The following is a 12470-nucleotide window of genomic DNA, read 5'->3' as shown; positions in this document are numbered from 1 at the left end:
CCGCAAGGCCGTGCCCGGTGCCCGCTTCCCGACCCGAACCGCCTGAACTGCCTTACGGAGCCTGAAAGATGCAGCGTCATCTCATCTCGGCCGCCGACCTCACCCGCGACGACGCCGTCCTGATCCTCGACACCGCCGAGGAGATGGCCCGGGTCGCCGACCGGCCGATCAAGAAACTGCCGACCCTGCGCGGCCGTACCGTCGTCAACCTCTTCTTCGAGGACTCCACGCGCACCCGGATCTCCTTCGAGGCCGCCGAGAAGCGCCTGTCCGCGGACGTCATCAACTTCACCGCCAAGGGCTCCAGCGTCTCCAAGGGCGAGTCCCTCAAGGACACCGCCCAGACCCTGGAGGCGATGGGCGTCGACGCCGTCGTCATCCGGCACGGCGCCTCCGGGGCTCCCTACCGGCTGGCGACCTCCGGCTGGATCGACGCCGCCGTCATCAACGCCGGGGACGGCACCCACCAGCACCCCACGCAGGCCCTGCTCGACGCCTTCACCATGCGGCGCCGGCTCGTCGGCCGCGACGCCGGGCTCGGCCGGGACCTGTCCGGCAAGCGGATCACGCTGGTCGGCGACATCCTGCACAGCCGGGTGGCCCGCTCGAACGTCGACCTGCTGCACACCCTCGGCGCCGAGGTCACCCTCGTCGCCCCGCCCACCCTGGTGCCGGTCGGCGTCGAGACCTGGCCCTGCGAGGTCTCGTACGACCTGGACAGCACGCTCGCCAAGACCGACGCGGTGATGCTGCTGCGCGTGCAGCGCGAGCGGATGAACGCGGCGTTCTTCCCCACCGAGCGCGAGTACTCGCGGCGCTACGGGCTCGACGGCGACCGCATGGCGAAGATGCCCGGGCACGCCATCGTGATGCACCCCGGCCCGATGGTCCGCGGCATGGAGATCACCGCCGAGGTCGCCGACTCCGACCGCTGCACCGTCCTGGAGCAGGTCACCAACGGCGTCTCCATCCGGATGGCCGTCCTGTACCTGCTGCTGGGCGGCAACGAGCCCGCCGTCACCCACACCCGCACCGAGGAGAAGTAACACATGAGCAAGATCCTGATCCGTGGTGCGAAGGTGCTCGGCGGCGAGCCGCAGGACGTCCTGATCGACGGCGAGACGATCGCCGAGGTCGGTACGGGCCTCTCCGCGGAAGGCGCCGAGGTCGTCGAGGCGGACGGCCGCGTCCTCCTGCCGGGCCTGGTCGACCTGCACACCCATCTGCGCGAGCCCGGCCGCGAGGACTCCGAGACGGTCCTGACCGGTACGCGCGCCGCCGCGAGCGGCGGCTACACCGCCGTGTTCGCCATGGCCAACACCTTCCCCGTCGCCGACACCGCCGGCGTCGTCGAGCAGGTCTACCGGCTCGGCCGGGAGCACGGCTACTGCGACGTGCAGCCCATCGGCGCCGTCACCGTCGGCCTGGAGGGCAGGAAGCTCGCCGAGCTGGGCGCCATGCACGAGTCCGCCGCCGGCGTCACCGTCTTCTCCGACGACGGCAAGTGCGTCGACGACGCCGTGATCATGCGCCGGGCGCTGGAGTACGTGAAGGCCTTCGGCGGCGTCGTCGCCCAGCACGCGCAGGAGCCCCGCCTCACCGAGGGCGCCCAGATGAACGAGGGCGTCGTCTCCGCGGAGCTGGGCCTGGGCGGCTGGCCCGCGGTGGCCGAGGAGTCGATCATCGCCCGGGACGTCCTGCTCGCCGAGCACGTCGGCTCCCGCGTCCACATCTGCCACCTCTCGACCGCCGGCTCCGTCGAGATCGTCCGCTGGGCCAAGTCCCGCGGCATCGACGTCACCGCCGAGGTCACCCCGCACCACCTGCTCCTCACCGACGAGCTGGTGCGCTCGTACAACCCCGTCTACAAGGTCAACCCGCCGCTGCGCACCGAGCGCGACGTGCGGGCCCTGCGCGAGGCGCTCGCCGACGGCACCATCGACATCGTCGCCACCGACCACGCCCCGCACCCGCACGAGGACAAGGACTGCGAGTGGGCCGCCGCCGCCATGGGCATGGTGGGCCTGGAGACCGCCCTGTCGGTGGTCCAGCAGACGATGGTGGAGACCGGGCTGCTGGACTGGGCGGGCGTCGCGGACCGCATGTCGCGCAAGCCCGCCGAGATCGGCCGGGCCCTGGGCCACGGACGTCCCGTCTCGGCAGGTGAGCCCGCCAACCTCACGCTGGTGGACACGGCATACCGTGGAGAGGTGGACCCCGCCGGCTTCGCCTCGCGCAGCCGCAACACTCCGTACGAGGGTCGTGAGCTGCCGGGCCGTGTCACCCACACGTGGCTGCGGGGCAGGGCCACGCTCGTCGACGGGAAGCTCGCGTGACATCACTCACCCCCACTGCAGCGCAGACCGCAACGGACCTCGTGACGCACCTCGCGGCGGAACAGAAGTCCGCCGAGGTGACCGACTGGGCCGCCCGCATCGGCTGGCTCGTCGGCCTGGTCCTGTTCGTCGCGCTCGTCTACTGGCTGATGCGCGAGGGCTGGAAGTGGCGCGGCACCCTCCAGGGCGACCTGCCCGCGCTGCCCGCCGCGCCGGACGAGCCGGGCGAGGCGAGACTGACGATGACCGGCCGTTACCACGGCTCCACCACGGCCGGCCAGTGGCTGGACCGCATCGTGGCGCACGGCCTGGGCACTCGCAGCAAGGCCGAGCTGACCCTGACGGACACGGGCCTCGACGTCGTACGGCCCGGCGCGGCCGACTTCTTCGTCCCCCGCGCGCGGCTGCGCGAGGCCCGGCTCGACAAGGGCATCGCCGGCAAGGTCCTCTCCGAGGGCGGACTGCTCGTCGTCACCTGGGAGCACGGCGACCGGCTGATCGACTCCGGGTTCCGCTCGGACCGCGCGGCGGAGCACACCGAGTGGGTCGCCACCCTGAACCGCATGATCGACAAGAGCAACGACACGGAAGGCGCACGATGACCACCTCCGACCAGGGGACCGCCTCGCAGAGGCAGAAGGCGGCGCCCGCCGTACTCGTCCTGGAGGACGGCCGGACCTTCCGCGGCCGTGCCTACGGGGCCGTGGGGGTGACCTTCGGCGAGGCGGTGTTCTCCACCGGCATGACCGGCTACCAGGAGACCCTCACCGACCCGTCCTACCACCGCCAGGTCGTCGTGATGACCGCCCCGCACGTGGGCAACACCGGCATCAACGACGAGGACATGGAGTCCCGGAAGATCTGGGTCTCCGGCTACGTCGTGCGCGACCCCGCGCGCGTGCCCTCCAGCTGGCGCTCCCGGCGCACGCTGGACGACGAGCTCGCCGCACAGGGCGTCGTCGGCATCAGCGGCGTCGACACCCGGGCGCTCACCCGCCACCTGCGCGAGCGCGGCGCCATGCGCGTCGGCATCTTCTCCGGCGACGCGCTGGCCGACGAGGCCACCCTGCTGGACCAGGTGCGCGAGGCCCCGCAGATGAAGGGCGCCAGCCTCTACGAGGAGGTCGCCACCGAGGAGACGTACGTCGTCCCGGCCGTCGGTGAGAAGAAGTTCACCGTCGCCGCCGTGGACCTCGGCATCAAGGGCATGACCCCGCACCGGATGGCCGAGCGCGGCATCGAGGTGCACGTCCTGCCCGCCACCGCGACCGTCGAGGAGATCTACGCGGTCGCCCCGGACGGCGTGTTCTTCTCCAACGGCCCCGGCGACCCGGAGCAGGCCGACCACCCGGTCGCCCTGATGCGCGCCGTCCTGGAGCGCGGGACGCCCCTGTTCGGCATCTGCTTCGGCAACCAGATCCTCGGCCGCGCCCTCGGCTTCGGCACGTACAAGCTGAAGTACGGCCACCGGGGCATCAACCAGCCCGTGCAGGACCGCACGACCGGCAAGGTCGAGGTCACCGCGCACAACCACGGCTTCGCCGTCGACGCCCCGCTCGACCAGGTCTCCGAGACCCCCTACGGGCGCGCCGAGGTCAGCCACGTCTGCCTGAACGACCAGGTCGTCGAGGGGCTTCAACTGCTCGACCGGCCCGCCTTCAGCGTCCAGTACCACCCCGAGGCTGCGGCGGGCCCGCACGACGCCGCCTACCTGTTCGACCGCTTCACGACGATGATGAACACCGCCCAGAGGGAGGGCCAGCGTGCCTAAGCGCTCAGACATCCGGTCCGTCCTGGTCATCGGCTCCGGCCCGATCGTCATCGGACAGGCCGCCGAGTTCGACTACTCCGGCACCCAGGCCTGCCGCGTCCTCAAGGCCGAGGGCCTGCGGGTGATCCTGGTCAACTCCAACCCGGCGACGATCATGACCGACCCGGAGATCGCCGACGCCACGTACGTCGAGCCGATCACCCCCGAGTTCGTCGAGAAGATCATCGCCAAGGAGCGGCCCGACGCCCTGCTGCCGACCCTCGGCGGCCAGACCGCGCTCAACACCGCGATCTCCATGCACGAGCAGGGGGTGCTGGAGAAGTACGGCGTCGAACTGATCGGCGCCAACGTCGAGGCCATCAACAAGGGCGAGGACCGCGACCTCTTCAAGGGCGTCGTCGAGGAGGTCCGCAAGAAGATCGGGCACGGCGAGTCCGCCCGCTCGGTCATCTGCCACTCCATGGACGACGTGCTCAAGGGCGTCGACACCCTCGGCGGCTACCCCGTCGTCGTGCGCCCCTCCTTCACCATGGGCGGCGCCGGCTCCGGCTTCGCCCACGACGAGGAGGAGCTGCGCCGCATCGCAGGCCAGGGCCTCACGCTCTCCCCGACCACCGAGGTGCTCCTGGAGGAGTCCATCCTCGGCTGGAAGGAGTACGAGCTGGAGCTGATGCGCGACAAGAACGACAACGTCGTGGTCGTCTGCTCCATCGAGAACTTCGACCCGATGGGCGTCCACACCGGCGACTCCATCACCGTCGCGCCCGCCATGACGCTGACCGACCGCGAGTACCAGCGGCTGCGCGACATCGGCATCGCGATCATCCGCGAGGTCGGCGTCGACACCGGCGGCTGCAACATCCAGTTCGCGGTCGACCCGGCCGACGGCCGCATCATCGTCATCGAGATGAACCCGCGCGTCTCGCGCTCCTCGGCGCTCGCCTCGAAGGCCACCGGCTTCCCGATCGCCAAGATCGCCGCCAAGCTGGCCGTCGGCTACACGCTCGACGAGATCCCCAACGACATCACCGAGAAGACGCCGGCCTCCTTCGAGCCGACCCTCGACTACGTGGTCGTCAAGGCGCCCCGGTTCGCCTTCGAGAAGTTCCCGTCCGCCGACTCCACGCTGACCACGACCATGAAGTCGGTCGGCGAGGCCATGGCGATCGGCCGCAACTTCACCGAGGCGCTCCAGAAGGCCCTGCGGTCGCTGGAGAAGAAGGGCAGCCAGTTCACCTTCGTCGGCGAGCCCGGCGACAAGGCCGAGCTGCTGGCGGAGGCCGTACGGCCCACCGACGGGCGCATCAACTCCGTCATGCAGGCCATCCGCGCGGGCGCCACGCCCGAGGAGGTCTTCGACGCCACCCGGATCGACCCCTGGTTCGTCGACCAGCTCTTCCTGCTCAAGGAGATCGCGGACGAGCTGGCCGCCGCCGACAAGCTGGAGCCGGAGCTGCTCGCCGAGGCCAAGCGCCACGGCTTCTCCGACACCCAGATCGGCGAGATCCGCGGCCTGCGCGAGGACGTGGTGCGCGAGGTGCGCCACGCGCTGGGCGTGCGGCCGGTCTACAAGACGGTCGACACCTGCGCCGCCGAGTTCGCCGCGAAGACGCCGTACTTCTACTCCTCCTACGACGAGGAGAGCGAGGTCGCCCCGCGCGAGAAGCCCGCGGTGATCATCCTCGGCTCCGGCCCGAACCGCATCGGCCAGGGCATCGAGTTCGACTACTCCTGCGTCCACGCCTCCTTCGCGCTGAGCGACGCGGGCTACGAGACCGTGATGGTCAACTGCAACCCCGAGACCGTCTCCACGGACTACGACACCTCCGACCGCCTGTACTTCGAGCCGCTCACCCTCGAAGACGTGCTGGAGATCGTCCACGCCGAGACGCTGGCCGGGCCGATCGCGGGCGTGATCGTCCAGCTCGGCGGCCAGACCCCGCTCGGCCTCTCCCAGGCCCTCAAGGACAACGGCGTCCCGGTCGTGGGCACCCCGCCCGAGGCCATCCACGCCGCCGAGGACCGCGGCGCCTTCGGCCAGGTGCTCGCCGAGGCCGGACTGCCCGCGCCCAAGCACGGCACCGCCACCACCTTCGCCGGCGCCAAGGCCATCGCGGACGAGATCGGCTACCCCGTCCTCGTCCGGCCGTCGTACGTCCTGGGCGGACGCGGCATGGAGATCGTGTACGACGAGGCGCGGCTGTCCTCCTACATCGCGGAGTCGACCGAGATCAGCCCGTCCCGGCCGGTCCTGGTCGACCGCTTCCTGGACGACGCGATCGAGATCGACGTGGACGCCCTGTACGACGGCCACGAGCTGTACCTCGGCGGCGTCATGGAGCACATCGAGGAGGCCGGCATCCACTCCGGCGACTCGGCGTGCGCGCTGCCCCCGATCACGCTCGGCGGCTTCGACATCAAGCGCCTGCGGACCTCCACCGAGGCCATCGCCAAGGGCGTCGGCGTGCGCGGGCTGATCAACATCCAGTTCGCGATGGCCGGGGACATCCTGTACGTCCTGGAGGCCAACCCGCGCGCGTCGCGCACGGTCCCCTTCACCTCGAAGGCGACCGCGGTGCCGCTCGCCAAGGCCGCCGCCCGGATCTCGCTGGGCGCGACCGTCGCCGAGCTGCGCGCCGAGGGGCTGCTGCCGGCCACCGGCGACGGCGGGGAGCTGCCGCTGGACGCGCCGATCTCCGTCAAGGAGGCCGTCATGCCGTGGTCGCGCTTCCGCGACGTCCACGGCCGCGGCGTCGACACCATCCTCGGCCCGGAGATGCGCTCCACCGGCGAGGTCATGGGCATCGACTCGGTCTTCGGCACGGCGTACGCCAAGTCCCAGGCCGGCGCGTACGGGCCGCTGCCCACCAAGGGCCGCGCCTTCATCTCGGTCGCCAACCGCGACAAGCGCTCGATGATCTTCCCGGCGCGCGAGCTCGTCGCCCACGGCTTCGAGCTGCTCGCCACCTCGGGCACGGCCGAGGTCCTGCGGCGCAACGGCATCAACGCCACCGTCGTGCGCAAGCAGTCCGAGGGCGAGGGCCCCGACGGCGAGAAGACGATCGTCCAGCTCATCCACGAGGGCGGCGTCGACCTCATCGTCAACACGCCGTACGGCACCAGCGGCCGCCTCGACGGCTACGACATCCGCACGGCTGCCGTGGCCCGCTCCGTGCCCTGCCTGACCACCGTCCAGGCGCTCGCCGCGGCGGTCCAGGGCATCGACGCGCTCAACGGCGGCGACGTGGGCGTGCGCTCCCTGCAGGAACACGCCGAGCACCTGACCGCGTCCCGCGGCTAGCAGCCCCGAGGGGGACACCGGAAACGGTGTCCCCCTCTTCATGAGCTTCCCCGTGAGGAAACCGACGATGTACAAGTTCTTCTTCCGGCTCGTGTTCCGGCGCATGGACCCCGAGCAGGCCCACCACCTCGCCTTCCGGTGGATCCGGCTGGCCGCCCGCGTCCCCGTCCTGCGGACCTACGCCGCCGCCGTCCTCGCGCCCCGGTACGAGGAGCTGCGGACCGAGGCCTTCGGGCTGCGGATGCACGGGCCGTTCGGGCTCGCGGCCGGCTTCGACAAGAACGCGGTCGCGGTAGACGGCCTGTCGATGCTCGGCTTCGACCACGTCGAGATCGGCACGGTCACCGGCGAGCCGCAGCCGGGCAACCCCGCGAAGCGGCTGTTCCGCCTCGTGCCGGACCGCGCGCTGATCAACCGCATGGGGTTCAACAACGAGGGCTCCGCGGCCGTGGCGGAGCGCCTGCGGACCCGTACGCCCGTCTTCCGCACCGTCCTCGGCGTCAACATCGGCAAGACCAAGGTCGTCCCGGAGGAGGAGGCCGCCGCCGACTACGTGAAGTCCGCCGAGCGGCTGGCCCCGCACGCCGACTACCTCGTGGTCAACGTCAGCTCGCCCAACACGCCCGGACTGCGCAACCTCCAGGCCACCGAGTCGCTGCGGCCCCTGCTCACCGCCGTGCGCGAGGCCGCCGACCGCACCGTCACCGCGCGCCGCGTCCCGCTGCTCGTGAAGATCGCGCCGGACCTCGCGGACGAGGACGTCGACGCCGTGGCCGACCTCGCCGTCGAGCTCGGCCTGGACGGCATCATCGCCACGAACACCACGATCGCGCGCGAGGAGCTGGGCCTGCGCTCCGACGCCTCCCTCGTCGCGGAGACCGGCGGGCTCTCCGGCGCACCGCTCAAGGCGCGCTCCCTGGAGGTGCTGCGGCGCCTCTACGCGCGCGTGGGGGACAGGATCACCCTCGTGGGCGTCGGCGGCGTGGAGAACGCCGAGGACGCCTGGCAGCGCATCCTGGCCGGCGCCACGCTGGTCCAGGGCTACAGCGCCTTCGTCTACGAAGGCCCCTTCTGGGCGCGCGGCATCCACAAGGGCCTCGCCGCCCGCCTGCGCACGAGCCCGTACGCCACCCTCGCCGACGCGGTCGGCGCCGACGTGAGGAAGACGACCGTATGAGCCCGGAACCCTTCGGCGCCCGCCTGCGCCGCGCCATGGACGAGCGGGGCCCCCTGTGCGTCGGCATCGACCCGCACGCCTCCCTGCTGGCCGACTGGGGTCTGGACGACGACGTGGCGGGCCTGGAGCGCTTCAGCCGTACGGTCGTGGAGGCGCTGGCCGACCGGGTCGCCGTGCTGAAGCCGCAGAGCGCGTTCTTCGAGCGCTTCGGGTCGCGCGGCGTGGCCGTGCTGGAGAAGTCGGTGCAGGAGGCGCGGGCGGCCGGGGCGCTGGTCGTCATGGACGCCAAGCGCGGTGACATCGGCTCGACCATGGCGGCGTACGCCTCGGCCTTCCTGGAAGAGGGCGCGCCGCTGTTCTCCGACGCGCTCACCGTCTCGCCGTACCTCGGCTACGGGTCGCTGGCGCCCGCGGTCGCGCTGGCCCGGGAGAGCGGCGCCGGACTGTTCGTGCTCGCGCTGACCTCCAACCCGGAGGGCGCCGAGGTGCAGCACGCGGTGAACCCCGGGGACGGCGCGTCACGCACCGTGGGTGCGACCGTGCTGGCGCACCTCGCCGAGGAGAACGCGGGCCAGGGCCCGATGGGCTCCTTCGGCGCGGTCGTCGGCGCCACGCTCGGCGACCTCTCGTCCTACGACCTCGACATCAACGGCCCGCTCCTCGCCCCGGGGATCGGCGCCCAGGGCGCGACCCCGGCCGATCTTCCCCGGGTCTTCGGGAAGGCGGTGCGCCAGGTCGTGCCGAACGTCAGCCGGGGCGTCCTGCGGCACGGCCCCGACATCGGCGCGCTGCGCGCGTCCTCGGACCTCTTCGCGGAGCAGATCCGGGCCGCGGTGGAGCAGGCGTGACGCGCCGGGGCGCGTCCCCGGCGCGTGTCCCGCAGGTGCCGCGCGTCTGAATACATGCTCAAATCCGGGGAGTTTTGTCGTAAATGTCGGACTCGATAGAGGCTGACCAGGACTTTTCCGCTGTTCTCGCTGACTCCGGCGGACTTGCCCGCTAGTCTCCGACGAGAGTCGACGGGCAACACCGTTGGTCGTCGCTCACCAGGTGTGGAGCGATCAGGCTCCGTACCGGTCCGTATCCGACAGTTCGACATCCGAGGTGACGTAGGCGTGGCTCTTCCGCCCCTTACCCCTGAACAGCGCGCAGCCGCGCTCGAAAAGGCCGCCGCGGCTCGCCGGGAGCGGGCCGAGGTCAAGAATCGACTCAAGCACTCCGGCGCCTCCCTCCACGAGGTCATCAAGCAGGGTCAGGAGAACGACGTCATCGGCAAGATGAAGGTCTCCGCTCTCCTGGAGTCCCTGCCGGGCGTGGGCAAGGTCCGCGCCAAGCAGATCATGGAACGGCTCGGGATCTCCGAGAGCCGGCGTGTGCGGGGTCTCGGCTCCAACCAGATCGCCTCCCTGGAACGCGAGTTCGGCGGCGGCGCGGCCTGACGTTCTCGGGCACCCCCGAGAACCTGGATAATCGCTGCATGGCTGCAACACCCCGGGGGACGTCCCCCGTACCCCCGGACGTACGTCCGCGGCTGACCGTGCTCTCCGGCCCCTCCGGGGTCGGCAAGAGCACGGTCGTCGCCCATATGCGCAAGGAACACCCCGACGTGTGGCTCTCGGTGTCGGCGACGACCCGCAGACCGCGCCCGGGGGAGAAGCACGGCGTCCACTACTTCTTCGTCAGCGACGAGGAGATGGACAAGCTGATCGCCAACGGCGAGCTGCTGGAGTGGGCCGAGTTCGCGGGCAACCGCTACGGCACGCCCCGCGACGCCGTGATCGAGCGGCTGGAGTCGGGCGAGCCGGTCCTCCTGGAGATCGATCTCCAGGGGGCCCGGCAGGTCCGCGCCTCCATGTCCGACGCCCTGCTGGTGTTCCTGGCTCCGCCGTCCTGGGAGGAGCTGGTGCGCAGACTCACCGGGCGGGGCACCGAACCGCCCGAGGTCATCGAGCGCCGGCTGCAGGCCGCCAAGATCGAACTGGCGGCCGAGCCGGAGTTCGACACGACCCTGGTCAACACCTCCGTCGAGGACGTGGCTCGCGAGCTGCTAGCCTTGATGGAAGTCGTCTGATCTTCTAGGTCATCTTCAAGGTCAAAGTCCACCTTTCGGAAGGCAGAGCGTGTCCTCTTCCATCACCACGCCCGAGGGCATCATCAACCCTCCGATCGACGAGCTCCTCGAAGCGACCGACTCGAAGTACAGCCTGGTGATCTACGCGGCCAAGCGTGCCCGCCAGATCAACGCGTACTACTCGCAGCTCGGTGAGGGCCTCCTGGAGTACGTCGGTCCCCTCGTCGACACGCACGTCCACGAGAAGCCGCTGTCGATCGCCCTTCGGGAGATCAACGCGGGCCTGCTGACGTCGGAGGCCATCGAGGGCCCGGCTCAGTAGCATTTTCAGTTCGCAGTTCGCTTCTCCACAGGCCCGGCAGTACAGCTGCCGGGCCTGTGGTGTGTGATGGGGGCGTACCTGTCCCGATGACGGGACACACCCGTTCCGAGGCCGGGGAGAGACGTGGACAAGCCGAAGGTCGTGCTGGGAGTCAGCGGCGGCATCGCCGCCTACAAGGCGTGCGAGCTGCTGCGCCGCCTGACCGAGTCCGGACACGACGTCCGCGTCGTGCCCACCCGCTCCGCGCTGCACTTCGTCGGCGCCGCCACCTGGTCCGCGCTCTCCGGGCACCCCGTCTCCACCGACGTCTGGACGGACGTCCACGAGGTGCCGCACGTACGCATCGGCCAGGAGGCCGACCTCGTCGTCGTCGCCCCCGCCACCACGGACATGCTGGCGAAGGCGGCCCACGGCCTGGCCGACGACCTCCTCACCAACACCTTGCTCACCGCCCGCTGCCCGGTCGTCTTCGCGCCCGCCATGCACACCGAGATGTGGGAGCACCCGGCCACCCAGGAGAACGTGGCGACGCTGCGCCGCCGGGGCGCCGTCGTCATCGAGCCCGCCGTGGGCCGGCTGACCGGCGTGGACACCGGCAAGGGGCGGCTGCCCGACCCCGCCGAGATCTTCGAGGTCTGCCGCCGGGTGCTCGCCCGGGGCGCGGCGGGCCCCGACCTCGCCGGCCGGCACGTCGTGGTCAGCGCGGGCGGCACCCGCGAACCGCTCGACCCGGTCCGCTTCCTCGGCAACCGCTCCTCCGGGAAGCAGGGGTACGCCCTCGCGCGCACCGCCGCCGCCCGGGGCGCCCGCGTGACGCTGATCGCCGCGAACACCGGCATGCCGGACCCGGCGGGCGTGGACGTCGTCCGCGTCGGCACCGCGGTCCAGCTGCGCGAGGCCGTCCTCAAGGCGGCCCCCGACGCCGACGCCGTGGTGATGGCGGCGGCCGTGGCCGACTTCCGACCCGCGCAGTACGCGACGGGGAAGATCAAGAAGAAGGACGGGGAGGAACCGGAGCCGATCGTTCTCGTGCGCAACCCCGACATCCTCGCGGAGATCGCCAAGGACCGCGCCCGCGAGGGACAGGTGGTCGTCGGTTTCGCCGCCGAGACGGACGACGTGCTGGCCAACGGCCGGACCAAGCTCCGCCGCAAGGGCTGCGACCTCCTCGTCGTCAACGAGGTCGGGGAGAGCCGGACCTTCGGCTCCGAGGAGAACGAGGCGGTCGTGCTGGGCGCCGACGGCAGCGAGACCCCGGTGCCGCACGGTCCCAAGGAGGCGCTGGCCGAAATCGTGTGGGACCTCGTGGGGCAGCGCTTGAGCTGAGCTGGTCCTTCGCTTGAGGCACGCTGTAGAAACGCACGCGCAGGGGTGTGGGAATCTGGCGCAGAGGGTTCATCGTGTCGCAGAATGCCCGTGCCGCAGGTCACAGCGTTTCCGAGAGGCGAGACGGTGGCCCTGCGGCGAAGCGCGACCGATAAGCTGTTCTCGG

11 protein-coding genes are annotated in these 12470 nt (G+C 71.1%); all 11 read left to right on the top strand.

Annotated elements, in window-relative coordinates; all coding sequences use genetic code 11:
- Positions 1–68: 68 nt before the first annotated feature.
- The 11 genes from FGF04_RS08190 (at position 69) to coaBC (ending at position 12304) form a co-directional block, all read left to right on the top strand.
- The gene (locus FGF04_RS08190; RefSeq protein WP_149510569.1) at positions 69–1046 is read left to right on the top strand and encodes an aspartate carbamoyltransferase catalytic subunit; all 978 of its coding nucleotides are present in this window, start codon (positions 69–71) and stop codon (positions 1044–1046) included.
- 3 nt (positions 1047–1049) lie between these two features.
- A complete protein-coding gene (locus FGF04_RS08185) occupies positions 1050–2336 on the top strand; it encodes a dihydroorotase (RefSeq protein WP_149510568.1) in 1287 nt (428 codons plus the stop codon).
- The gene (locus tag FGF04_RS08180) at positions 2333–2938 is read left to right on the top strand and encodes a PH-like domain-containing protein (RefSeq protein WP_235882239.1); all 606 of its coding nucleotides are present in this window, start codon (positions 2333–2335) and stop codon (positions 2936–2938) included. The genes FGF04_RS08185 and FGF04_RS08180 overlap by 4 nt, the downstream gene beginning before the upstream one ends.
- Positions 2935–4107, top strand: a complete 1173-nt coding sequence (gene carA / locus FGF04_RS08175) for a glutamine-hydrolyzing carbamoyl-phosphate synthase small subunit (RefSeq protein WP_149510567.1) — start codon at positions 2935–2937, stop codon at positions 4105–4107. The genes FGF04_RS08180 and carA overlap by 4 nt, the downstream gene beginning before the upstream one ends.
- The gene (carB, locus tag FGF04_RS08170) at positions 4100–7408 is read left to right on the top strand and encodes a carbamoyl-phosphate synthase large subunit (RefSeq protein ID WP_149510566.1); all 3309 of its coding nucleotides are present in this window, start codon (positions 4100–4102) and stop codon (positions 7406–7408) included. The genes carA and carB overlap by 8 nt, the downstream gene beginning before the upstream one ends.
- 67 nt (positions 7409–7475) lie before the next feature.
- Positions 7476–8585 carry a quinone-dependent dihydroorotate dehydrogenase gene (locus tag FGF04_RS08165; RefSeq protein WP_149510565.1) on the top strand — a complete coding sequence of 370 codons (1110 nt, stop codon included), beginning with the start codon at positions 7476–7478 and terminating at the stop codon, positions 8583–8585.
- The gene (gene pyrF, locus FGF04_RS08160; RefSeq protein ID WP_149510564.1) at positions 8582–9433 is read left to right on the top strand and encodes an orotidine-5'-phosphate decarboxylase; all 852 of its coding nucleotides are present in this window, start codon (positions 8582–8584) and stop codon (positions 9431–9433) included. The genes FGF04_RS08165 and pyrF overlap by 4 nt, the downstream gene beginning before the upstream one ends.
- A gap of 267 nt (positions 9434–9700) precedes the next feature.
- On the top strand, positions 9701–10024 hold the full coding sequence (locus FGF04_RS08155) for an integration host factor (protein ID WP_005319887.1): 324 nt from the start codon (positions 9701–9703) through the stop codon (positions 10022–10024).
- Between the two features lie 38 nt (positions 10025–10062).
- Positions 10063–10656 (top strand): guanylate kinase, encoded by a 594-nt coding sequence (gmk, locus tag FGF04_RS08150; RefSeq protein WP_149510563.1) that lies wholly within the window; start codon positions 10063–10065, stop codon positions 10654–10656.
- Positions 10657–10705: 49 nt separating this feature from the next.
- Positions 10706–10978, top strand: a complete 273-nt coding sequence (rpoZ, locus tag FGF04_RS08145) for a DNA-directed RNA polymerase subunit omega (protein WP_003970369.1) — start codon at positions 10706–10708, stop codon at positions 10976–10978.
- Between the two features lie 123 nt (positions 10979–11101).
- On the top strand, positions 11102–12304 hold the full coding sequence (coaBC, locus tag FGF04_RS08140) for a bifunctional phosphopantothenoylcysteine decarboxylase/phosphopantothenate--cysteine ligase CoaBC (RefSeq protein WP_149510562.1): 1203 nt from the start codon (positions 11102–11104) through the stop codon (positions 12302–12304).
- The last annotated feature ends 166 nt before the right edge of the window (positions 12305–12470 follow it).

The organism is Streptomyces apricus (assembly GCF_008369065.1).
Classification (GTDB): Bacteria; Actinomycetota; Actinomycetes; order Streptomycetales; family Streptomycetaceae; genus Streptomyces; species Streptomyces apricus.
The sequence above is the reverse complement of the archived record's forward strand: the minus strand, read 5'-3'. Positions and strand labels throughout refer to the sequence as shown.